The sequence below is a fragment of the Motilimonas pumila genome (assembly GCF_003596335.1).
GTDB lineage: Bacteria > Pseudomonadota > Gammaproteobacteria > Enterobacterales > CBDFNC01 > Motilimonas > Motilimonas pumila.
This window is the reverse complement of sequence record NZ_QZCH01000010.1, coordinates 89,566-111,955: the sequence shown is the minus strand read 5'-3', so window position 1 is coordinate 111,955 and position 22,390 is coordinate 89,566. Positions and strand designations below refer to the sequence as shown.

Here is a 22,390-nt window from a genome sequence, read left to right as displayed (position 1 = left end):
GATGAAACCATTAATCCTTGGTTTAGCCTTGATAGGTATATCCGCTGGGGTATGCGCAGAGAATTTAGCGTTAATCAACCAATCTCAGCTTGATGCCAGTGCATTATTAAAAGCTTATCAGCAGCATTCAGGCAAGCAAATTGAGTTGCAACAGGGCGGTATCGCTGACTTAGTGTCGGGAAAAGCCGGCTTACTGCTAAGCTCAAAAAAGTGGAGCGATGAAATACTCGCCGATTACTTTCTCAATTATGGCGAAAAGCCGGTTCAATTGACATTGGCGGCGTTTAACCCTGAGGCTGAAGTTTCAGAGCAACAAAAAGCGGAACTGTTTTCTACTCGTGCTGGACAGCCTTTGCTGTACTTGTATGTAAACAAGACAGCGGTGGGGCAGGCCGGAATTGAGTTTGCGAAATACGCCAACCAGCAAGGCCAAGACAACTTAGCCTCGCAGGGGCTAGTCGGTATTCCCTCGCAGTTGCAGCAAAGTAATCGAGTCAGCTTAGGTCTGGCGAGTCCGCAATTTGAGGGGGGCTATCGCTAAGCGTTAGCTACCTTTGTGAATCAGGTCTGTGAGCGCTAGACAGTGCTCACGGGCAATGTCAAAATCATAATCGTTAAGCGCGCGCTCTATTCGCATCAAGCAATGATTAACGTCATCATTCGCAGTTGCTCGACTATGTGACAGCAAAGGCGCTATCGCTGTCATAGCTTCGATACTATACCCTTCAACATGCTCCGTTAGTTGTTGTAAGCATTGTTGCAAGGCAAGGTCCGAGAGCTCTTTCACTTCACCGTCGTGGTGACTCGTTGGCGCTTGGTCTGTGGCTAAATTATCAAATAGAGTTGTTGCCGTAAAAGGTGCGCGTAGGCAAATAGGAGAGGTTTTACCTTGGTCATCATTATGCTCGCTAACCAGCAGACAGGGAGGCCAACCCGCTTGTTGCCAGTCAATATTGTCGGGATCACAAATAACCGCATCAAACACTTGTTGCTGCAATGCTTGGTCGACGCTGAGAGGCGTTGCGCTGTGCAGGACTTCAATATCTGCATTCGCTCTAAGTAACAAGTTTTGTAACCATTCATACCGAGCGAGCAATAATATTTTTTGTTGGCGAGGAGCTGCGGGGCGACTGCTGCATTGAGTCGGCAACAATAAGCGAAAACAGCTACCCACGCCTAACTGGCTGTTGCAACTTAGCTTTGCGCCTAAGATCACGCTCAAACTATGGGCCAGAGACAGCCCCACACCTATGCCATTAAAGGCCCTATTAGCGCCAGCATCCAATTGTTCAAAGCGATCAAACAGGGTTTGCTGCGCCTCTTCTGCAATACCAATCCCGGTGTCCGTAATCGCAAACTCTAAGCCGTTATTTTGTCGATAAATGTTCACGGTAACTTGGCCGGTCAAGGTGAACTTTATCGCATTATCAATCAGCTGGCGCAATAGTGTCGCCAGCTTTTCAGCGTCATTATAAATGACCTGCGGCACGTCGGCGGCGAGGTTAAAAATGAGCGGCAACCGCTTATGTTGTGCCTTGGGTTTTAAATCATCAAACAAGCCTTGTAACAGCTCGTCAATATTGCAGGGTACGGATTGGATCTCGCCCATGTCTTTTTCGATATTAGCCACCTGCACCAAATCGCCTATCAACACAGAAAGAGCTTGAGCAGATTTTTGAATGCCTTTTACCTGGCTTTGGTTGTGATGGCTCATGATGTCACAATCGAGTAAGTGCAGACGACCCAGAACACTGTTCAGAGGCGTTTTGAGCTCATGGGTAATGTTTTGTAAGAAGAGTGATTTACTTTTGGTAGCATGGTCAGCTTGCTGCTTGGCAAACTGTAAATCTTGGGTTCGTTGATAAACTTGCTGCTCTAATTCTTGATTAAGCTGATTGAGGCGCATTTCAGTGCGTTTACGGATGATAAGCTCACCCACTAAGGTGCCAAAGAGCCTTAGTATATGATTCTGATAGGGCTTGAAGGGCTGTTTGTTGATTAAATTGTCGCAGGCAACCCAGCCTATCACTTCATCTTGTTCCCAAAAAGCAATTGCGGCATTCCAACCACTGCCGACCACTGCAATGTCGGTTTCATTGCTAAACTCTAACAAGTCTTGGTCAACCCAGACACAGACCTTGCCCTTAGTAGAAACTTCTTCAATGATGGTTAACAAACTTTTTTGCAGTGGCGCATTGAGACCGTGTTCACTGCGAACTTTACCCTCAGTACCGACTCCCCAAGTACCAAGCATGCGGTTATTGTCTTTATCCAGTAGCAAGATGCCTACGCGGTCAAGCTGCAGTTCAACGTGACCAAATTCTACCGCTTTTTTGTAAAGCTCATCCACGCTGCTTACCGCAGATAGCTCAATGGCTAACACATTTAACTTAAACAACTGGCGATAAAATTCACTGTCCGTCGTGGTCGAGCGGTCAAAGAACTCATCAGTATCGTCAGAAAAAGTAATCAGTTTAGGCATGGCTCATTCCATCATCAAGCTGTATGTCAGCGAGCAAAATTTCACTTTACTGAACCACAGAAAGTTAAGCTAATTATTGGTTTTATTGAATAATTAGCTTAACTCATTGTAGTAGATTATAGCCGTATTATGCTTCTTGAGAGGATTGAGGAAGTCGAATTACGGTTAAAAAGCGCTTTGGGTAACCGCTCTTGTAATAATTGGTTTCAGTCACACCGTAATGCTTTTTAGATGATGAACTATGTAAGAAGAGTAACTTACCTTCTTCAATGTGACTAATAATACCTGCGTGGCCTGGGACGCGCTTTTTAGCGTCGGTTCCAGTAAATACAATTAAATCGCCGACTTGTGCTTCTCGCAGCGGCACCGAGTATTGATAAAGGTCGGTATAACCTCGAGTGGTGCGAGGAATATTGATGTCGTATTTGTTGTAGACGTATTGAATGTAGCCCGAGCAATCAAATCCTTTAGGGCTAGCGCCTCCCCACAAGTAATCCACGCCTATGTATTGACGTGCGTATTGGATCATGGCGTCTTGCTCGCTTTCTTTGGCAATGCTGGTACACGAAACCAAGCTCGCAAATAACACAATGCAACCGCTTTTTAATAGGCGCTTTAACATCCTAACCTCAAGTTCATACAGTTAACCAATTGATATTTATATTGCTTTGTTTATTTGGTGAGCGATTTTATCAAAAAGTTCCATAAAAACATATTTTTCTGACATCAAGGCCTGGGCGTTGAGGCGCGAATGCGCCTCAATAACCCATTATATTGTCTTTAACTGACTTGAGCGGGGTGGTTATAACCAGCATGGTAGGGCAGGGCGAGTGCGCTAGGGTAATCCCGCTGCTTGGCTAACTTAATGGCATGACTGATGACCGCATGCTCGGTTAACTTCTGAGCGACTTTAAAGTCTCGCTCCAAATCTTGTCGAGTGTCCTTTGCTAATCCAAGGTGAATCAGGCGCTCTAAAATCACATTGGCACTGCTAAGAGCAGACGAAGCTTTAACAATTTCGGCCCTGGCGTAATGTTCCCCCTCAAAACTGACCGCTGCAGCGCGCAAACTGGAGTCTTCACCTGGAATTTGCTGCGCCCCGTACAAAGGCTTTGCCGCTAATTTTGCACTGGCAAAAGGCCCGATAAACTGAGCCAAGTGTTCAATTGCCGCATGGGTTCGTTGCTGCAGCTCTAGTTCGGGCCACTGCTGTTCAATTTTGCTCAATAAAGGTGTCGGCAGTGCAGGTTGAGCATCATCATTGCTCGAGTTTACTAAGCCGCCTTTAAACAGGGTGATGTGTTTGGTCATGCCGTGTAGTTGAAACAATCCGTTACAGTATGGCGTTAATTGCGCCATGCCTTGAGGGGTTCCACGTTCACCATGAAAAATCACTTCAGGCCAAATTGCCGGAGTTTGCCACCAAGTGAGGTAAGCGGCTTTGAACTCCACTATACGTTGGCGTTTGAACTGAGCCATGTTGTCAACGTGACCACTGCGAAAGCCGCTGGCATTCACCACAAAGTCAAAACTTTCTGTGCAAGTGCTAGCACCTTGATTCTGGTAGCTCAACGACCAGCCATGAGAGGCTTGTGATAAGGCTTGAACCTTGGTTTGGGTATGCACTTGGCAATTCGGTAATTGTTGTAAAGTAAGCGCTGCAGTCGCCGCAATACGCAGCGAACTTAAGCCGTATTCTTGTACTAGAATAACCGGATATTTCAGTTGTTCTAATTTGGCTTGTTTAGCAAACGGTACCATCCAATCATCATTGCTTGATGGTACGCTAGGCAAAGGGCGTTCAGCCAGTCGTTTGAGATCTTGGTATTGGTAGCTGCAAAAGTAATTGTCAGGGTGACCCAATACTTGATTGCGAACATCTTCGGCAACGAGTTGATGATATCTTTGCTGCAGCAGATTTAACCTTGGAAATAACTCTTCTGGTTTACCCGCGTCTTGAGAGGGAACCGCAATCACCGTGGGTCGAACGTTGACACAATGCTGGTACAGCCGCACCGTATTGATTGATTGCTCGAGTAAGTTGAGGCACTGTTGGTCACTGATTTCTCGGTACAAGTTGCCACCGGCATGCAAGTGACACATAGGCGGCCCGTTAACTAAGCTCACCCCTTGCTCAAATAGACTCACTTGAACGCCTAACTCTGCCAAGCGCATTGCAATGGTTGCGCCAGCTACGCCAGCGCCAATGACCGCTACTTTGCCATTGTTGTGTGTATTGGGGTGAACCGCTGTATTGTTCATGTCGCTGCAACCTATCAATCTGTGTCAAAGCCGAGGGTATTTTACTTGCCTATTGAGTCGAAAGATATACGGGCAAAGCTATAGAAAGGATTAATTATTCGATGATTTTTGTTTTTAATTAATCATTTTGCTGGCCGACTTCTTGCCCAAGCAGAAAAAACCAATCATTGCATTTTTGGTGCACATTGTGACGACATAATTCCAATATGGCTGCAACAGGCTGATGATTATCAGCTTGAGTAGTGCTTAGGTATGGCTTTTGTCTTTCTTGTTACTAAGGTATTAGGCTGGGGTAAATTTGATTCTCCTCATAATATATAAAATAAATATGAGGTAACTCTCATTTTTTCTGGTAACAAAATCGTAACAAGGTATGATGAAAGTGCTAGATAGCTGATTGGGCCATTTACACTAGGAAGGTGTAGATTTCAGCGAATTTAGCCATGGAAGACATCGTGATCAGGGAGATCAATCATGAAAAAGCCATTGCGATTTCAATCGCATGTTGTGGCTTTGGCTAAACCTTTTATATTGGGAGCCGTTTTAGCTTCCTCTCAGGTAGCCTTTGCTGCAACTGACAACAATCAATCTGCCGCCAATACAACAATAACATTACCTCAATGGCGTGCTTCTCAAGCTTATAAAGGTGGCGAAATTGTTACCTTGAATGGGCGTAAATACCAAGCCAAATGGTGGACACTTGGCGAGAACCCACTGCAATCTGGTCGCTGGGGGGTATGGCTTGACGTCGGTCAAGACAGCGACAGTTTGACGCAAGACTTTAGCGGTACGGTGCCGATCAGCACGCCTGCTCCCGTCATTCAAGAGAGTACCAGCAGCGCAGAGGTGATAACTCCAGCGTTGACCGAAACTGACAAAAGCGTGAAGCCCAAGCATCGTGTGGCTAAACGAGCGACAGAGGTAACCTGTGATAACGCCACAATTGCAGACTGGCAATCAGGCACTATTTATCTACAAGGTCATCAGGCAGTGTTTGCCGGAGACATCTATCAAGCACGTTGGTGGATCCAATTCTCTGAGCCAGACAGTTCAGATGCTTGGTTCAATACCGGAACAACCTTGGCGCAACTCTGCGCTGATAAGCAACCTAAAACTGCCAGTTTAGTGGCTACTCCAGCGCCGGGATACGACCATATTATGTATCACGAGGAACTTGAGGCCACGAAACGAAAACAGCTTCAGTCAGGGGCTTTTAACCGTTTACGGCAAGATCTTGTTACCTTGGATAATGCTGAGGTAGAACGAGTGATGCCGGGTCAGGCGAGTAACCCAGACAATGTTAAACGAGTGGAAGCTATTTTCAGTTTGCACGATTGGCAAGATACTTTTCCATTAGCTCACGGTCATTACAGTTATCGCGGTTTGTTGCAGGCGGTGGCCAAATTTCCTCGGTTTTGTGGCGAGTATGCCAGTGGTATTGATGCACAGGAAATATGCAGCAAATCTTTGGCGGTAATGTTTGCACACATAGTGCAAGATACCGGCGATCACCAAACTGGTGGCAACATAGAGTCTTGGCGTCGCGGCTTACAGTTGGTGCGAGAGCCTGGATGCCAAGAGCAAGGACCAAGCTGTGATGTGCAATATAATCAGGCTTGTGAAAATGGTAGCTGGCAAGCAGATAATTGGCCGTGTGCCGCGAATGTTGAGTCTACCAGCGGGTTTGAGAAATACTTCGGTCGTGGTGCCAAGCCGCTGCGTTTTCATCATCAGTACGGACAGTTCTCTGAGGTGATTTTTGCTGATAAACAAGTGTTGTTAAAGCAACCAGAGCGTGTGGCTCATGGCTGGCTTAATTTGGCGACTGCGGTGTATTCTTTGGTTAAGCCGCAAGGAAATAAACCGAGTTTATTGCACGTAATCGATGGCACTTGGCAGCCGAATGATGGGGAGCAAAGTAACGCGTTAGAACCGGGTTTTGGTTTGACTACTTTTATACTCACTAACGGCCTGGAATGTGGCGAAGACAAGCATTTTCAAGATGACGAACGCATTGGCTACTACCAGCGTCATGCTGCCAACCTTTCAGTGCCTGTCTATGCGACGGAGCAATTGTCTTGCTTGGCGATGAAAGAGTTTCCTGATGACTTAAATGGCCATGGCGCGGTTTATTGGGATCAAGATTGGGAGTTCCATCCGCAAAACCCAGATGGTAAAAGTTACCAATGTAAACGGGTCAATTATCAAACTCCCTTTAGCGCTTTGATAGAAAGTGATTACCAGCGGTGCGTTGAGCACTTTTTCAATGTGCAGGTAATCAGTCAGTCCCATTAGTGTTTAATCAAGGCAGGGGTTACCCTGCCTTCTTAGATTTCCCCTGTACCGCTTTAAAGCGCGGGTTTGATTTGCAAATAACAAATACCTTGCCTCTGCGTCTCACTATTTGACAGTCAGGGTGGCGCTGCTTGGCAGACTTTAATGAGCTGAGCACTTTCATTATTTGGCCTCCGAGTTTGCGCGGTCTTTGCTAGATATTTTAAAGCGGCTGTTAAATTTCGCCACTTGACCTTGCGCTTTATTGATTTGCTGTTTACCAGTGTAAAACGGGTGCGATGCACTTGAAGTGTCTAAATAACATACTGGGTACTCATTACCGTCTTCCCACTTCATTCGCGCTTTAGTTTGGTAGGTTGAGCGAATTAAAAACGATTGGTTGGCTGACGTATCGTGAAAGATAACCAGTTGATAATCCGGGTGTATATTTGGCTGCATTATGCCCTCCTTTAATTGTTATAATATAACATAACACCAATTGCGATTAATTATCAATTGCATTTGTGGTGTTTCATTAAAATGACTGATTCTGGCTTAAAAAAGTGCCGTCAAATATCTAACTGGATCGGTTTTTGCAGTATTTTTGGTATGAATGTTTTAGCAGAAAATGCAAGCTAGCAAGTTGTTACAGCTGATGAGGCGTGCACCCAGGCCATATAACGCTAAACTCAATGCGAAGTACTGCTTACTCGGTATTGCTTAGTTGGCCGAATGATGGAAAAGGAAAAGGTATGTGGAAATATGCTGCAATAGCTATATCACTGGCTATCAATTCAGCGCAAGCTGCTGATAATTATGAGGTTGTACAGCTTTACAGTCAGGATGAGCTGATTACCTTAATCAATAAAAACCAGCATTTGGCTCAAGTAAAAAAAGATGAGTGCCAGTTAGTTCAAGATATTGAGGCCCATGCGGTGAAGGTGCAAGAGCCGGCATACCAATTCTTGTGGGGAGACATGTTGGCATGGGGAGTTTGTGTTGACAAAAATGCGGAAGAAGGCATCCACTATATGTGGCAAGCGGCAAATCAAGGCTTACCGGCGGCATTAGAGCAGCTAGGGCGTTATTACGCAAAAGGTACCTTGGTGCAACAAGACATGGCCAAAGCGATGCCTTTATTTGCTGAGTCTGCCAGCCTAGGCTTTTTACCTGCGCAATTGCAATGGGTAGAATGGTTGGTTGCGGGGGCAGGCAGTCCAAAGGATTATGAAGAGGCTTATCGCTTACTGCATCACGCTGTTATTGCAGACAAAAAAATGCATCAGCGAGCCGCTAAGGCGTTACAACAATTAGGCAACAAAATGCCTGAGAATATTACTGCCCGGGCGAAACGCATCGACCCATAAGGATAAAATTGTAACCGGCAGACTTGGCTCAGTGAAGTGATAAACAACAACAGCTTATTAACTGCGGTATTTGCTGAAGAAAAATAAGTCAGCAAAAATAATGAAATTAGGTATAATCAGCGCGTTTGCCGCCATCGGCAAGACAAAAAAATGGGAGCGTCCGGCTCCCATAACAAGGTATTACTCTAGCTTGCTCTTTAAGTTTAGTGTCAGTTCAGACTTTTTGCTGGCATTTCCGCAATAAATCTTAAAAACGTCATTTTTGACTCATTATTTAAGCTTACCAAGTCGGTCTTTTTCACACAAAAACAAGCAATTCGGATATACTGACTACAATTCCTTCCAGGAGACACCATCATGTCAACAGACCCTTATCAGGCCCGCGAAGCCAAAAAATACGACAAACCCATTCCCAGTCGTGAATTTATCCTCAATTTATTAGAACAAGTCGGCAAACCTACTACCCGAGACCAGCTTTTCAAATTACTGAACTTGTCCACGGACGATGATTACATTGCCTTGAAACGTCGTTTAAAAGCGATGGAGAGAGAGGGGCAATTAGTGTATTGCCGCAATGCCAGTTACGCTTTGCCTGATAAGTTAGAGTTAGTCAAAGGCAAGGTAATAGGCCACCGTGATGGCTTTGGTTTTGTGAAACCTGATGACGGCGGTAGCGACTTATTTTTACCACCTAAACAAATGTTGACTCTGTTCCACGGCGATTATGTGTTGGTGCAACCGGTGAAGGTAGATGCGAAAGGCCGCACTGAAGCGCGCTTGATCAGGGTGTTAGAAGAGCGAGAAATCCAAGTGGTTGGGCGCTTCTTTCTGGAAGACGGCGTCGGTTTTGTGGTGCCTGATGATAGCCGCATTGCGCAAGATATTATTGTGCCAACAGAAGTTCGCAACGGTGCTCGCCATGGACAAGTTGTGGTAACAGAGATAACCACAAGACCAAGACCTCGAGTGAATGCGATTGGAAAAGTGGTTGAAGTACTTGGCCAGAATATGGCTCCCGGCATGGAAGTGGAGATCGCTTTGCGCACCCACGACATTCCTCATTCCTGGCCCGACGGCTTAGAAAAAGAGCTGAAAATATTTGGCGACGCGGTTCCTGAACATGCTAAGCAAGACCGTGTTGACCTGCGAGATTTACCCTTAGTGACCATCGACGGTGAAGACGCTCGTGATTTTGATGATGCTGTGTACTGTGAAAAGAAAGCCGCAGGCGGTTGGCGACTATGGGTGGCGATTGCAGACGTCAGCTATTATGTGCGCCACGGCAGTACACTCGATAAAGAAGCGTTGAATCGTGGTAACTCGGTATACTTCCCCGATCAAGTTATCCCTATGCTGCCTGAAGTCTTATCCAACGGTTTATGTTCTTTGAACCCTCAGGTTGACCGCTTGTGTATGGTCTGTGAAATGACCATTTCAAAAGCGGGACGTTTATCCGGCTATAAATTCTATGAAGCTGTGATGAACTCCCATGCCCGTTTTACTTATACCAAGGTTGCTAACATTCTGGACGGTGATGAAGCGCTGCGCGAAGAATACGCCGGACACGTTAACCATTTAGAAGAGTTGCACAAGCTGTATCATGCTTTAAAGCATGCGCGTCATCAGCGAGGTGGAATGGAATTTGAAACCTCTGAAACCCGTTTTATTTTCAACTCGCAGCGTAAGATAGAGTCTATTGTGCCTCTGCATCGTAACGACGCCCATAAAATCATTGAAGAGTGCATGATTCAAGCCAATGTATCCGCGGCAAGGTACATTGAAAAAATGCAAGCTCATGCGCTGTTTCGTGTCCATGAAACGCCGGGCGAAGAAAAGCTCAACGGTTTTAGAAGCTTTTTAAGTGAGCTTGGTTTACAGCTTCGCGGTGACATGGACCCAGAGCCAAAAGATTATGCAGAGTTGGCTGAACAAATTAAAGACCGGCCAGACGCCGAGTTGATTCAAACCATGCTGCTGAGGTCGATGAAGCAAGCTGTGTATCAAGATGAAAATACCGGTCACTTTGGATTAGCGTTGAAGCAATACGCGCACTTTACTTCACCGATCCGACGTTATCCCGACTTGATTTTACATCGCGCCATTAAGTATCAATTAGTCAAAGAGAAGGGCAACCCTGGCCATCGCTGGACTGATACGGGCGGTTATCATTATTTAGAAGATGATATGCCCATTTTAGGTGAACAGTGCTCCATGACCGAACGCCGCGCTGATGATGCGACCCGTGATGTGGCTGATGCATTGAAGTGTGAGTACATGCAAGACCACGTGGGCGACGAAATGCAAGGCACGGTGGCGGCTGTCACCAACTTTGGCTTTTTTGTGCGCTTGAATGACCTGCACATTGATGGCCTTGTTCACGTTACTTCGCTGCCTGGTGATTATTACCAGTTTGATGCGGGCCGCCAAGTGCTTCAGGGGGAACGCAGTGGCAAGGTATTTCGCATTGGTGACAGCGTGGATGTGAAAGTGCTAGCGGTTAATTTAGACGATAAAAAGATCGACTTTGAGCTTGCTGGGGTAGAAAATGTGCGCCGCCGCTCGGGCCGTAAACCTGCTGCATCACGCATGACCGCGGAAGGCAGTCGTCGCAATGATGCTGAGCCGAGCAAGGGCAAACGTAAGCCTAAAGGCGGTAAGGCGAAACGCTCAGCGAAAGGTGAGACGAAAAAAACGACGGAAGCTAAAAGTAAAAAAAGCGGCAAAAAGAAAAACAAACGAACTAACAAAAATAAAGCGAAGAAAACCAAATGAGTAAATCAGAACTAATCTATGGCATTCATGCAGTAGATGCGACGTTAGACAATGCCCCTGAGCGCTTTATTGAAGTGTATGCATTAAAAGGGCGTCAAGATGAGCGCATGCTCCCCATCATTAAAAAGCTGCAAAAAATGGGCGTGTCGGTGCAGTTCATGCAACGCAAAGCGTTGGATGACAAAGCCGGCGGAGGTCAGCATCAGGGCATTATTGCCCGCGTAAAAGCTGCGCCAGTACTTAATGAAGGCGATTTAGATGACGTGCTTAAACGTACCGAAGGGCAAGCGTTTTTGTTGATCTTAGACGGTGTCACGGACCCTCATAATTTAGGGGCTTGTTTACGCAGTGCAGACGCTGCAGGCGTTGACGCAGTCATAGTACCAAAAGATAAATCTGCCAGCTTAACGCCTACGGTTCGAAAAGTAGCCTGTGGTGCAGCTGAAAGCATGCCACTGATCCAAGTGACTAATCTAGCGCGCACCATGCGTGAGTTGCAAGATCAAGGCATTTGGATTTATGGCGCTGCGGGTGAAGCGACACAAACCTTGTATCAAACCAAATTAACTGGCCCTGTTGCTATCGTTATGGGCGCGGAAGGCAAAGGCTTACGTCGCTTAACGCGTGAACATTGTGATGAACTGGTCAGCTTGCCAATGGCGGGCGCGGTTTCTAGCCTCAATGTTTCTGTTGCTACCGGTGTGTGCTTGTTTGAAGTTGTGCGCCAACGCAGTAGCTAAGCCGATTTAACCCGTATCATGCAATGGCATCAGGGTGACTTCAACAGCTTAAGCGCGCAGCAGTGGTACAGCGTGTTGCAGCTGCGTGCAGCAGTATTTGTGGTTGAACAAGATTGCGTTTATCAAGATATTGATGGCTTGGATTTAAACCCTGAATGCATTCATTTATTGGCCCTAAATGAAGATTTTCAAGTTTGTGCTTACGCCAGAATACTGCCCGCTGGCACGCCTTATCCCGAAGTCTCAATTGGCCGGGTTGTGGTGTCTGCTAATGGCCGAGGCAGTGGCTTAGGGCATCGCCTAATGCAACGGGCTTGCAGGGCTGCGCAAGTGGTGACTAAGCAAAGGATTAGCCTGAGTGCGCAAAGTCACTTACAAGGCTTTTACGCTCAGCACGGCTTTGTTGCAACGGGGGCTGAGTATCTAGAAGATGGCATTCCACACATCAAAATGGTGCGTTAACTGAGTTATCTGAAGCTTTTTTCGAGCCTCGGGTGACTGGCTCTTAAAACACGTATTTCAAATTAAACTTGTTCACAAATTCGTTACGCACTGTATCCGTTGGTACTTTGTCGCGGTAGGTATATTGCAGGTCAAATACCAAGAATAAATCCCCAAACAACTTTTGTTCAAGTTTAAGGTTGGTGACACTGATTGAGTTCTTTTCACCGACTTCCAGTGAGCTATCAGCGTAAAATTTTAGGTGCTCGGTAAAAAACCTTTGGTATTTGAGTACGCTACGGATAATTACTTCATCTTCAGCTTGGTCGTCAAAATTATCATCTTGTGGTTTTGAGTGACGAAAACCCGGGCCTACCTCTACATTCAGCTTGTGCTTTTTCTTATCCAGAAAAATATGACCATAACCGGTGGAGTATGTGTTTTCTTCGGCGAAACTGCCAAATTCATCCGATTTAATGTCTGCTCGGGCAAACACGTAGTTGTCATCATTAAAGTTATAATCTCCTTGTAACTGGAGACGATCTTTTTTAGTGGTTTCTACGTCATCATCGCTGGCGAAATCAAAGTTGTATTCAAAGTAGCCTTTGTACTTGTCTTTGATTTCGTATTCAATTTCTAACGTGGTATTGAGTGACCGCGATGTCTTGTTGCCTTTATCGTACATCCAACCAAATTCGATGCCAGCAGTCCAAGGCTCTTCTGGGTCTTCGTATTCAGGAGGGACGATCGCAAGCGTGGCGCTGGGCCAGAGTAGCAGTCCCAAGAAACAACTTAACAAGCGGCGTGAATCAGTCAATTTCATTCTTCTGTCTGTCCCTAGATAAACTTAATTGTAGAGCTTAAGTTGTTGGAAAAAAAGGCTTATCCTCATTGTGTGTTTTTTCTTGTCAGGGCGGTTTTTGACCTGTATAATTCGCCACCTTAAATCAGTCATCAACCTTTTGTTCCTTGCCTCTGACGGTACCAGACTGAGCCGCACACAGAGGCTGACTAAACCCGTAAGGATCAAGTAAATGCGTCATTACGAAATCGTATTTATGGTTCACCCTGACCAGAGTGAACAAGTAAACGGCATGATTGAGCGTTACAGCGCTGTAATCACCGACAACGGCGGTCAAATCCACCGTTTAGAAGACTGGGGCCGTCGTCAATTGGCTTACCCAATCAACAAGCTACACAAAGCTCACTACGTTCTATTGAACGTTGAAGCTGAACAAGCTGCAATCGATGAACTGGAAACTGCTTTCCGTTTCAACGACGCTGTGATCCGTAATATGATCATGCGTACTAAAGCTGCTATCACTGAAGCTTCTCCTATGGCGAAAGCTAAAGAAGAGCGTCAAGCACGTGATTCGCGTCCAGCTCCAGAAGCTGCTCCAGCTCCTGCAGCTGAAGAAGCACCTGCACAGGCTGCTAGCGAAGAGTAATTGTGACCGAAAACTGTTTGCTACTCACGGGTGAGCTGATTAATGCTCCCAAGTTGAGTAAGAGCCCAGCGGGCGTGGTTCATTGTAAATTCAAATTGAAACATGAATCTCGGCAAACAGAAGCGAAGTACACCCGGCAATGCTTTTGCATTATGCCCGTAGTGGTAACCGGTGATATCGCAAGTCAGATTACCGAGCAAATAGATAAGGGCAGTAATATTAAAGTAAGTGGTTTTCTTACTAGCCATAAAACCCAAAGCGGTCATGGCGAATTGGTATTACATGCACAGTACATTGAGAAATTATTTTAAGGATACAGGCAATGGCACGTTACTTCCGTCGTCGTAAGTTCTGTCGCTTCACAGCTGAAGGTGTAAGCGAAATCGATTATAAAGATGTAGTGACTCTTAAAAACTACGTCACTGAAAGTGGTAAAATTGTACCAAGCCGCATTACTGGCACACGTGCAAAATACCAGCGTCAGCTAGCTCGTGCTATTAAGCGCGCACGCTACCTGTCACTTTTACCATACACTGACCTGCACCAGTAAGGGGAAGCTGTCATGGATATTATTTTATTAGATAAAGTAGCTAACCTAGGTACCCTAGGTGACACAGTTTCTGTTAAAGCAGGTTATGCTCGTAACTACCTTTTCCCACAAGGCAAAGCAGTTCCAGCAAACAAAGCTAACACAGAAAAATTCGAAGCGCGTCGTGCTGAACTAGAAGCGAAAATCGCTGCTGATCTAGCTCAAGCAGAGCAACGTGGTGAAAAACTAAATGCACTAGAAGCTGTTGTTATCGCTTCTAAAGCTGGCGACGAAGGTAAGCTATTTGGCTCTATCGGTACTCGCGATATCGCTGATGCGATCTCTGCAGCTGGCGTTGAAGTTGCTAAAAGCGAAGTTCGTCTTCCTGAAGGCGCACTACGTGTTACTGGCGAATTCGATATCGCTATCCAAGTTCACAGTGATGTTACTGCTACTGTTCAAGTATCAGTGGTTGCTGAAGACTAATCACTGCTTGCAGTGAAATAAAACCGGCTTAGGCCGGTTTTTTTGTGCCCGCTATTTGGCGCTGCTAAACCAAGGCTGTAGCCATTGTAAAATAGCGCGGGGCAACCAGTACTCAGGCCGTGCAGGTTTACCCATGACAAAGCCAACGTGTCCTCCCGTTGCGCTTATCTGCAGCTCGATACTGCTGCTGACTTGTTGTTGGCTCGGGATCACGGCAGGCGTCATAAAAGGGTCATCGGCAGCATGAATAATAAGGCTGGGTGTTTGTATCTGCTTGAGCTTGTCAAAGGCGCTGCATTGACGGTAATAATCGTTCGCTCCTGAAAAGCCATGTAATGGTGCGGTAACCCTATCATCAAAGCTTCTAAAGTCATTCAGCTTGTCCAACTCCCATGACACTTTTGAGCCAAAGTCTACCTGCTGCATTTTATTTTTAAGGTTGCCTTTCATCCGCGTAATCAAATGGCGCTGATAAATCTTAGAGAAGCCCTGGTTAAGGCGATCCGCGCAGAGCGCAAGCTTGAGCGGCGCTGATACGCTGACTGCGGCCTTGACGTACGTAGGCGCATGCTCTGCCAGCAGGTTAAGCAACATATTACCGCCAAGGGAATAACCAATACAGACCGCCTGTGTGAGAGGGAAGGCTTGTTGTAACCATGCCAGCACAAACAGTGGGTCACCCATTTCACCACTGTGGTAGCTTCTGGGTTGTCGGTTTGGCTCTCCGCTACAACCACGAAAATGCATCAGTACAGCCAATTTACCTTGTCGGTGTGCTTCATTGAGTAAGCTTACGGCATAAGGCGAATGAGCTGAGCCTTCTAAGCCGTGGAAAATGACAATAATAGTTCGTTTTTCGTTTGTGGTTGGCTGGCTTGACCAAGTTAAATCGAGAAAGTCATCGTCGGGGGTAATCAAACGCTGTTCGACAGTGGGTGCGGTTAGTTTGGGATTAAGTAAAGTTGGCAACAAGGTTTGCAGGTGATGATGGCGACACCAGCTGGGGGCTATAAATTCGTGACTCATGGTCAGGCTCTTTCTAGTTTGTAGCATGACTGATTTTAAGCATAAAAAAACCGCTCATCAAAGATGCGCGGTTTTTACTGCACGGGGCGAGTAGTTTAGCGAGTGCCAAATACCACGATGGTTTTACCGTGTGCAGAGATAAGGTTTTGCTCTTCAAGCATTTTTAAGATACGACCCACGGTTTCACGTGAACAGCCAACAATTTGGCCAATCTCTTGACGAGTGATCTTAATTTGCATGCCGTCAGGATGCGTCATGGCGTCTGGTTGTTTCGCTAAGCTCAATAGAGTTTGGGCGATACGACCGGTTACGTCTAAGAACGCTAAGTCACCTACTTTTTGTGAGGTTTCTTGCAAACGGCTGGCCATTTGGCCTGATAAGCGCATTAGGATTTCAGGGTTAACCTGAATCAGTTGTTTAAACTTTTTGTACGAAATTTCTGCTACTTCACAAGGAGATTTTGCACGGATCCAAGCGGTACGAGTTGGGTTTTCTGAATCATCAAACAGACCTAGCTCACCGATAAAGTCACCCTGGTTTAGGTATGACAAGATCATCTCTTTGCCTTCTTCATCCTTGATAAGCACAGCTACAGAGCCTTTAACCATATAGTATAAAGTTTCTGCTTTTTCGCCTGCGTGGATTAAGGTGCTTTTAGAAGGGTATTTGTGAATATGGCAGTGAGACAGGAACCATTCTAACGTCGGATCTGCTTGAGGTTTGCCAAGTACCATATATTTTCCTCTATTATTTTTTATTCTGCATTATCTCTGCCGTACTTGCAGTGAGAAGTCGTCAGCAGAAATCGTTTATAATGGGTGCATCATAGCATAAAAGCCTATTCTGCAAGCTGCAAGGCTTCAACACGCAAGTTACAAAATTAGCCAGATATGATTGTTTGTCATTGATTTAGATCTAATTATATAGCGCAATAGTGTTTTAATGATATTAATATCTACTTAGTTTTTTATATTCCATATAATCAGCTGCGATTTCTGATGTAAGTTTGACAAAAATAAGGTGAATTCAGTATGCAAGTAAACGTATCTTGGTCAAAAGCGTTGCAATTTGTGGGTAGCTCGAGCAAGGGCAATGAAATCCTGATGGACGGAAACGGTGGTGAAAACGGCCCCAGTCCGATGGAGTGTGTGCTGATGGCATTAGGAGGATGCAGCTCGGTAGATATCGTTTCTGATCTACAGCAAGCGAACCAAGATGTGGTGAATTGCGAAGTAAAGATTGACGCTCAAAGGGCAGAAAAAGCCCCCCGCGTGTTTACTCAAATCAACTTATTGTATCAAGTAAGCGGTAACCAAGTAGACCCTCAACTGGTCGAAAAAGCGGTCAAGGCATCCATGCAGCAGTTTTGCTCTGTGGCTAAAATGCTTGAGCCACAGACAGTGATTAACGCAGACTTTGAAGTGATTGAGCAAGCTTAAGCAAGCTTAAGCAATTTTTCCTGTCGCCATTAATTGTCGAATCAGTGGCGTCAGGATCAACTCCATGGCAAAGCCCATTTTGCCGCCGGGCACCACTATGGTGTTCATGCGTGACATGAACGCGCCGTCTATCATCGACAGCAAATATGGAAAGTCCATGTTTTTGATGCCGCGAAACCGGATCACTAGCAAGCTTTCATCCAATGATGGGATGTTTTTGGCGCTAAACGGGTTAGAGGTGTCCACCAAGGGGACACGCTGAAAGTTGATGTGTGTGCGGGAAAATTGCGGTGTAATAAAGTTTATGTAATCGTCCATTGAGCGCACAATAGAGTCACTGACCGCTTCACGGGAGTGGCCGCGTTCAGAGGTATCTCGCACCAGCTTTTGGATCCACTCTAAGTTGACAATCGGCACCATGCCGATAAGAAAATCGATGTGTTTGGAAACGTCGGTTTCGCCATTTTTCACCGCGCCATGTAGGCCTTCATAAAACAAAAGATCGGTATTGTCTTCTAATTCTTGCCAAGGGGTAAATGTGCCCGGCATTTGGTTGTATGGCACGGCTTCATCGAAAGTGTGTAAATAGCGACGGAATTTACCGGTACCGGTTTCGCCGTATTCTTGCATAAACCCAGCTAATTGTTCGAAGTCGTTGGCTTCGGGTCCAAAATAGCTAATGTGTCTGCCTTGTTCTCTTGCTTTACGAATGGCAACGTCCATTTCTGGTCGGGTATAGCGGTGGAAGCTGTCGCCTTCGACAAAGGCGGCTTTAATACCGAGCTGGCGGAAAATTTGCGCAAAAGCCAGCGTAGTGGTGGACGTACCTGCTCCTGAGGAACCCGTTATCGCAATAATAGGATGAGTGGCTGACATGAATTACCTTGCTGGCTATGGGACCGGAAGCGATCAGAAAAAGTCTAATGAGCTAACTTAAGACAAGACGCCTTGTTGTTCCACACTCACTTGTTGTTTTGGAACTATGTTCACAGATTCATGCAGCTCAGAATAGACAATAACCACACTGCCATCTTCAAGCTGTTGTTTTACCTGCGCGACTTTCTCTTCAAGAGAAACTTCTTCGTCGCCATATTCGGTGCCTTCACGTAGCACGAAGTGTTCAATTAACTGCTCGAGTGTGTCGGGTTGGATGTCTTGATAAGCGATGATCATAGGTTAGCCATAAGCTGAGTGATTTTAGTCATGATACCACCCTTTTTAGACAGCATAACTAAATCATCATTAATATGGGTAAAGTGAAACGTATCCTCCTGCGTCAATGACAGCTAACTCGTCACGGTAATAACACTAGGTAATAAAAAAGAGGCCTGCGGCCTCTTTTTTAGCAAAGGTATTGGCACAGCTTACTCTTGGTAAAGGCCTAAGTTATCTTTGGCATAGGCTTCAAACTCAGTGCATCCGCCAATGTAATCTTTGTCTAAGAAAATTTGTGGCACAGTTTCAACCGGTTTACCTACGGTCTTTTCAAGATCAGCTTTGCTGATACCTTCCGCATGAATATCCACGTAACGGAATTTGAAATCATCACGTGACTCCACCAAAGTTTCCGCGATTTCTTTTGCTCTAACACAGTAAGGGCAACCTGGGCGACCGAATATAACAGCTAACATAAGCGTGTTTCCTGTAGTGATTGATTAAACTGACTACAGCATAAAACAAAACAAGGTGTTACGACATTGGTTTGTTTCTTAACTATCGATAGGTATTAGCTATCAATAGTCTATGGTTAGAAATTATTGAACAAGACTTCTAAGCGCAAAGTGAGTCGCGTTTCGTCTTCTCGTTTTTCATATTCTTCTTCTTTCCAGTTTACTTCTGGGATCACCTCATAGAAAAACCACTTACGCCATATATTGTGACGGAACTTTACCGCCAAACGTTGGCTTGCCAGGTAGCGATAGGGTTGGGTTCGACCGTATAAACTGGCCTCGTACACCAAAGCTTGTTTGTCGTTGAGGTACTGGTACAAGGTTAAGCCGGTACCAAGTTCGGCGCCGTCAAAGCTTGACTCAAATTTGGCGAAGTTGGTCCAACGCAGTACAAAGTTATCAGTCAGAGTATGATCCAGGTCTAGGCTGGTAGTGGAGCCGGTGTCTTTTTCTTTTTGGTATATTTTTTGAGTGAAGCGCCCATAGGTGCTGTCTGTAAACGGGTAGGTGTATCGGTAGCGCGCCTGCGCCCCTGGGTGTAAAGTGACCTTGATATTAAAGCTCGAGCGGGATTTTACTATCCAGTCATAACGTAAGCCTAAGGTGCTTTTGGTGTCATCAGTGCTGTCTGGAAAAAGATCTCTGATCCTGTCGTCTGCTTCATTCTCAAAGGTCAGCTTCAGTTTGCGGGTGGCTTTAGGGATTCGCACCCTGGCATTGAGGCGGGTTTCAAACTCAAAGCCCTTTCCTTCAACATAAATAAAATCATTTTTCCAACGCACACTAGTGCCGGCTCGGGCGTCGTCTGTCACCCTGTCATCAACGAAAAAGTCATCAAACCACAATGCCGGTTCACACATCTTGGTATTAATGTAATCGTAAGCGGAATCGAGTACGGTATTTTCCTGACTCTCATGTAAGCATAATGAAGGCGCATCAGGATATTCTGAATCTGCGCTCTCAGATTCAGCATCGACTTTTTCAACGTATTTAATAGGCGAGGCAGCAAAAATACTCGTAGAGAATAGTATGGTTGCTAACCATCCATAATTGAAGAATATTCGGTTCAACAAATAACGTCCTTGTTTATCTTACCTTGATGGTACCTCTCAGAGTATAACTAAGGTTTGCTTTAGAGATGAGAGTTAGCTCAAGTTCAGTAGCAAAATGTGGGATAAATGAGACCATTTTGATTTATTTTGTATTTGGCTGTTGTTGAGACAAGGAGTTTTTACTTTCAAAAGGATTTTAGTCGAAATCGAGTTATTATTATTTTTTGAGTTCAATTTAGGCTAGATCAGTGTCGAAACCCTCTGAACTAGTAAACTTGTTATCACTAACCTTAAATCCGGCCATTTAGGTTTTAGTGTACATTCTGATTAATATTGTGTGTTTCCCGATTTTTTTCGTGAGGATTATCGATTGGATTTATTAGAGCAGTTACTTATCAATAATGCCGAATGGGCTGAGCAAATCAAAGCTGAAGACCCCACATTTTTTGAAACTCTTGCGGCGCAGCAAGCGCCTGAGTACTTGTGGATTGGTTGCTCCGATAGTCGTGTGCCTGCCAACCAGTTGTTAGGCTTATTGCCGGGCGATATTTTTGTTCACCGTAACATTGCTAACCAAGTGGTTCATACTGACTTAAATTGTTTGTCGGTCATTCAGTATGCGGTAGATGTTCTTCAGGTGAAGCATATTATTGTTACCGGTCATTATGGTTGTGGTGGCATTAAAGCTGCCCTTGAAAATGGCAGCCATGGCCTAATTGACAACTGGTTACGTAATATCAAAGATACTTACGTCAAAAATAGCGACAAATTTGAAACAGGCATGAGCGAGGAAGACAGGCTTAATCGCATGTGTGAATTGAACGTGACGGCGCAAGTTGAGAACGTATGCCACACCAGCATAGTGCAAAAAGCTTGGCAGCGAGGTCAAGAGCTCAATGTACATGGTTGGGTATACTCTATCAAAGACGGTTTGATTAAAGACACTCAAGTAACCGTATCAAGTCAGCAACAATTAGCCGATATTTACCAATATAAGTAAAAGGTATCAGCAATTGAGGTAAGTTTGATCTTTACGCTCATTCATTTCATATTAGGTGTTATGGTGTCAGCAATTATAACCATAACACCTTATGAGCAATGGAGAATGTAATGAAAAAACTGATGATTTCAGCCACACTGTTAGCGGTTTCTTTACCTAGCGTGGCGGCGGATGCTGAGCAGGGTAAAGCCAAATCAGCTATTTGCGCTACTTGCCATGGCGCAGCAGGCATTGCTACAGTGCCTGTATACCCTAACCTGGCGGGCCAACAAGAAGCGTATCTTGTTTCTTCTCTGAAGGCCTACAAAAACAAAGAGCGAAATGGCGGCATGGCTGCGGTAATGCAGGCCCAAGCGGCTGGGCTTTCAGATGAAGACATTGCTGATTTAGCTGCCTATTATGCGAGCCTAAAATAGTTCCGTTATATTGCAGTGTGACGTTATTCACGTCACACTGAAGCCATCACTCTATACCCATTAGTCGTTACCTTGCCTTCATTTGTTATCCTAACCATTACCTTGTTTCTGTTTGCTGCAAATTCCGTGTTATGTCGCTTGGCATTAGCCAATGGTTATATTGATGCCGGCGGTTTTACCCTTCTAAGGTGTATGTTTGGCTTTATGTGCCTGTATTGGCTGTTACGCCGACGACAAACCACCCACTCTGGCGCATCGGCCACGCTTTCTCATCAAGGGAGTGTTTGGCTACCGGGGATCGCGCTTTTTGCGTATGCCGCTGGTTTTTCTTACGCTTATTTAGCTTTAGATGCCGGTATGGGCGCGTTAATTTTATTTGCCATGGTACAAGTTACTTTATTTGTCATTACTTTGTGCCAACGCCTGTGGCCTAATCGGTTGGAGTTGTTGGGCATAGCCATTGCGTTTAGTGGTTTGCTGTATTTACTTTGGCCCTCTACCGGCGAAGAGGGAAAACCTAGCAGTGATTGGGCAATCTTGTTAATGGCTATTGCTGGCGCAGCGTGGGGGATATATACCTGGCTCGGCAAATGTCAAACCGATGCATTAGTGGCTACTTACAACAGTTTTAAAGTAGCAAGCGTGTGTTGTTTGCTGTTGTTACCTTGGGTGGCCTGGAGTGAGATATCTTGGCAAGGCGTACTATTAGCTGTTGCCTCTGGCGCGTTGGCTTCCGGTATTGGCTATAACTTATGGTATGGGTTGTTGCCCCGATTAGGCGCGTTGCAAGCTGGCTTATATCAGCTCAGTGTACCCGTGTTAAGCGCCGCTTTGGGCATAGTGTTTTTGGCTGAGCAACTGACCACTCAGTTTGTCATCGCTACGATACTGGTCTTGGCCGGTATCGGTATTTCTCAAGTGTTTCGCCGAACATAAGCTTGAGCTAAGCAATTTTTACCACTGCTGCTAGACTTAATCTTGGGTCA

26 protein-coding genes are annotated in these 22,390 nt (G+C 45.5%); 14 read left to right on the top strand and 12 right to left on the bottom strand.

Features of this window, described 5'->3' with window-relative positions:
- Position 1: 1 nt before the first annotated feature.
- Complete coding sequence (locus D1Z90_RS09630; RefSeq protein ID WP_119910545.1) at positions 2-541, top strand: hypothetical protein; 540 nt, start codon at positions 2-4, stop codon at positions 539-541.
- A gap of 3 nt (positions 542-544) precedes the next feature.
- Here the strand turns inward: D1Z90_RS09630 and D1Z90_RS09625 are convergent, their stop codons facing one another.
- From D1Z90_RS09625 to D1Z90_RS09615, 3 genes are all read right to left on the bottom strand, one after another.
- Positions 545-2,482 carry a sensor histidine kinase gene (locus D1Z90_RS09625; RefSeq protein ID WP_119910544.1) on the bottom strand — a complete coding sequence of 646 codons (1,938 nt, stop codon included), beginning with the start codon at positions 2,480-2,482 and terminating at the stop codon, positions 545-547.
- A 127-nt stretch (positions 2,483-2,609) separates the two neighbouring features.
- Positions 2,610-3,104, bottom strand: a complete 495-nt coding sequence (locus tag D1Z90_RS09620; protein ID WP_232525230.1) for a C40 family peptidase — start codon at positions 3,102-3,104, stop codon at positions 2,610-2,612.
- A gap of 158 nt (positions 3,105-3,262) precedes the next feature.
- Positions 3,263-4,744, bottom strand: coding sequence for an FAD-dependent oxidoreductase (locus D1Z90_RS09615; protein ID WP_119910543.1), 1,482 nt, complete (start codon positions 4,742-4,744; stop codon positions 3,263-3,265).
- Positions 4,745-5,218: 474 nt separating this feature from the next.
- Here D1Z90_RS09615 and D1Z90_RS09610 point away from each other — a divergent pair, with 474 nt between their 5' ends.
- The gene (locus tag D1Z90_RS09610; RefSeq protein ID WP_119910542.1) at positions 5,219-7,039 is read left to right on the top strand and encodes a glycoside hydrolase family 19 protein; all 1,821 of its coding nucleotides are present in this window, start codon (positions 5,219-5,221) and stop codon (positions 7,037-7,039) included.
- A gap of 19 nt (positions 7,040-7,058) precedes the next feature.
- On the opposite strand, the gene ykgO is transcribed toward D1Z90_RS09610, so the two are convergent.
- Both ykgO and D1Z90_RS09600 read right to left on the bottom strand, forming a co-directional pair.
- On the bottom strand, positions 7,059-7,202 hold the full coding sequence (gene ykgO / locus D1Z90_RS09605) for a type B 50S ribosomal protein L36 (protein WP_119910541.1): 144 nt from the start codon (positions 7,200-7,202) through the stop codon (positions 7,059-7,061).
- Positions 7,202-7,477, bottom strand: a complete 276-nt coding sequence (locus tag D1Z90_RS09600; protein WP_119910540.1) for a type B 50S ribosomal protein L31 — start codon at positions 7,475-7,477, stop codon at positions 7,202-7,204. Before D1Z90_RS09600 ends, ykgO begins: the two co-directional genes overlap by 1 nt.
- A gap of 293 nt (positions 7,478-7,770) precedes the next feature.
- Here D1Z90_RS09600 and D1Z90_RS09595 point away from each other — a divergent pair, with 293 nt between their 5' ends.
- From D1Z90_RS09595 to D1Z90_RS09580, 4 genes are all read left to right on the top strand, one after another.
- Positions 7,771-8,385, top strand: coding sequence for a tetratricopeptide repeat protein (locus D1Z90_RS09595; protein WP_119910539.1), 615 nt, complete (start codon positions 7,771-7,773; stop codon positions 8,383-8,385).
- Positions 8,386-8,742: 357 nt separating this feature from the next.
- On the top strand, positions 8,743-11,157 hold the full coding sequence (rnr, locus tag D1Z90_RS09590) for a ribonuclease R (RefSeq protein ID WP_119910538.1): 2,415 nt from the start codon (positions 8,743-8,745) through the stop codon (positions 11,155-11,157).
- The gene (gene rlmB, locus D1Z90_RS09585; protein WP_119910537.1) at positions 11,154-11,897 is read left to right on the top strand and encodes a 23S rRNA (guanosine(2251)-2'-O)-methyltransferase RlmB; all 744 of its coding nucleotides are present in this window, start codon (positions 11,154-11,156) and stop codon (positions 11,895-11,897) included. Before rnr ends, rlmB begins: the two co-directional genes overlap by 4 nt.
- Positions 11,898-11,915: 18 nt before the next feature.
- On the top strand, positions 11,916-12,359 hold the full coding sequence (locus D1Z90_RS09580; RefSeq protein WP_119910536.1) for a GNAT family N-acetyltransferase: 444 nt from the start codon (positions 11,916-11,918) through the stop codon (positions 12,357-12,359).
- Positions 12,360-12,402: 43 nt separating this feature from the next.
- Here the strand turns inward: D1Z90_RS09580 and D1Z90_RS09575 are convergent, their stop codons facing one another.
- Complete coding sequence (locus D1Z90_RS09575) at positions 12,403-13,161, bottom strand: DUF481 domain-containing protein (RefSeq protein ID WP_119910535.1); 759 nt, start codon at positions 13,159-13,161, stop codon at positions 12,403-12,405.
- 211 nt (positions 13,162-13,372) lie between these two features.
- Between D1Z90_RS09575 and rpsF the strand changes: the two genes are divergently transcribed.
- From rpsF to rplI, 4 genes are read left to right on the top strand one after another with little or no spacing between them, the layout of a single operon-like run.
- A complete protein-coding gene (gene rpsF, locus D1Z90_RS09570) occupies positions 13,373-13,786 on the top strand; it encodes a 30S ribosomal protein S6 (protein WP_119910534.1) in 414 nt (137 codons plus the stop codon).
- A gap of 2 nt (positions 13,787-13,788) precedes the next feature.
- Complete coding sequence (gene priB / locus D1Z90_RS09565; protein ID WP_119910533.1) at positions 13,789-14,097, top strand: primosomal replication protein N; 309 nt, start codon at positions 13,789-13,791, stop codon at positions 14,095-14,097.
- Positions 14,098-14,108: 11 nt separating this feature from the next.
- Positions 14,109-14,336: a 30S ribosomal protein S18 gene (gene rpsR / locus D1Z90_RS09560; RefSeq protein ID WP_119910532.1), complete on the top strand. Its 228-nt coding sequence runs from the start codon at positions 14,109-14,111 to the stop codon at positions 14,334-14,336.
- Between the two features lie 12 nt (positions 14,337-14,348).
- On the top strand, positions 14,349-14,801 hold the full coding sequence (rplI, locus tag D1Z90_RS09555; RefSeq protein ID WP_119910531.1) for a 50S ribosomal protein L9: 453 nt from the start codon (positions 14,349-14,351) through the stop codon (positions 14,799-14,801).
- Between the two features lie 51 nt (positions 14,802-14,852).
- Here rplI and D1Z90_RS09550 read toward each other — a convergent pair whose 3' ends face one another.
- A complete protein-coding gene (locus D1Z90_RS09550; RefSeq protein WP_198419092.1) occupies positions 14,853-15,827 on the bottom strand; it encodes a hydrolase in 975 nt (324 codons plus the stop codon).
- A gap of 95 nt (positions 15,828-15,922) precedes the next feature.
- Positions 15,923-16,561, bottom strand: coding sequence for a cAMP-activated global transcriptional regulator CRP (gene crp, locus D1Z90_RS09545; RefSeq protein ID WP_119910529.1), 639 nt, complete (start codon positions 16,559-16,561; stop codon positions 15,923-15,925).
- 297 nt (positions 16,562-16,858) lie between these two features.
- Between crp and D1Z90_RS09540 the strand changes: the two genes are divergently transcribed.
- Positions 16,859-17,266 carry an OsmC family protein gene (locus D1Z90_RS09540; RefSeq protein ID WP_119910528.1) on the top strand — a complete coding sequence of 136 codons (408 nt, stop codon included), beginning with the start codon at positions 16,859-16,861 and terminating at the stop codon, positions 17,264-17,266.
- A 6-nt stretch (positions 17,267-17,272) separates the two neighbouring features.
- On the opposite strand, the gene D1Z90_RS09535 is transcribed toward D1Z90_RS09540, so the two are convergent.
- The 4 genes from D1Z90_RS09535 to D1Z90_RS09520 all read right to left on the bottom strand — a co-directional run bounded on the left by D1Z90_RS09535 (position 17,273) and on the right by D1Z90_RS09520 (position 20,009).
- Positions 17,273-18,142 (bottom strand): phosphoribulokinase, encoded by an 870-nt coding sequence (locus D1Z90_RS09535; RefSeq protein ID WP_119910527.1) that lies wholly within the window; start codon positions 18,140-18,142, stop codon positions 17,273-17,275.
- A gap of 57 nt (positions 18,143-18,199) precedes the next feature.
- Positions 18,200-18,439, bottom strand: a complete 240-nt coding sequence (locus D1Z90_RS09530) for a YheU family protein (RefSeq protein ID WP_119910526.1) — start codon at positions 18,437-18,439, stop codon at positions 18,200-18,202.
- Positions 18,440-18,630: 191 nt separating this feature from the next.
- Positions 18,631-18,897: a GrxA family glutaredoxin gene (locus D1Z90_RS09525; protein WP_119910525.1), complete on the bottom strand. Its 267-nt coding sequence runs from the start codon at positions 18,895-18,897 to the stop codon at positions 18,631-18,633.
- A 116-nt stretch (positions 18,898-19,013) separates the two neighbouring features.
- Complete coding sequence (locus D1Z90_RS09520; protein ID WP_119910524.1) at positions 19,014-20,009, bottom strand: hypothetical protein; 996 nt, start codon at positions 20,007-20,009, stop codon at positions 19,014-19,016.
- 349 nt (positions 20,010-20,358) lie between these two features.
- Here D1Z90_RS09520 and can point away from each other — a divergent pair, with 349 nt between their 5' ends.
- The 3 genes from can (at position 20,359) to D1Z90_RS09505 (ending at position 22,340) form a co-directional block, all read left to right on the top strand.
- Positions 20,359-20,988: a carbonate dehydratase gene (gene can, locus D1Z90_RS09515; RefSeq protein WP_119910523.1), complete on the top strand. Its 630-nt coding sequence runs from the start codon at positions 20,359-20,361 to the stop codon at positions 20,986-20,988.
- A 110-nt stretch (positions 20,989-21,098) separates the two neighbouring features.
- Positions 21,099-21,404: a c-type cytochrome gene (locus D1Z90_RS09510; protein WP_119910522.1), complete on the top strand. Its 306-nt coding sequence runs from the start codon at positions 21,099-21,101 to the stop codon at positions 21,402-21,404.
- Between the two features lie 72 nt (positions 21,405-21,476).
- Entirely contained in the window at positions 21,477-22,340 is an 864-nt protein-coding gene (locus tag D1Z90_RS09505; RefSeq protein ID WP_147378752.1) for a DMT family transporter, read from the top strand.
- Positions 22,341-22,390 lie beyond the last annotated feature (50 nt).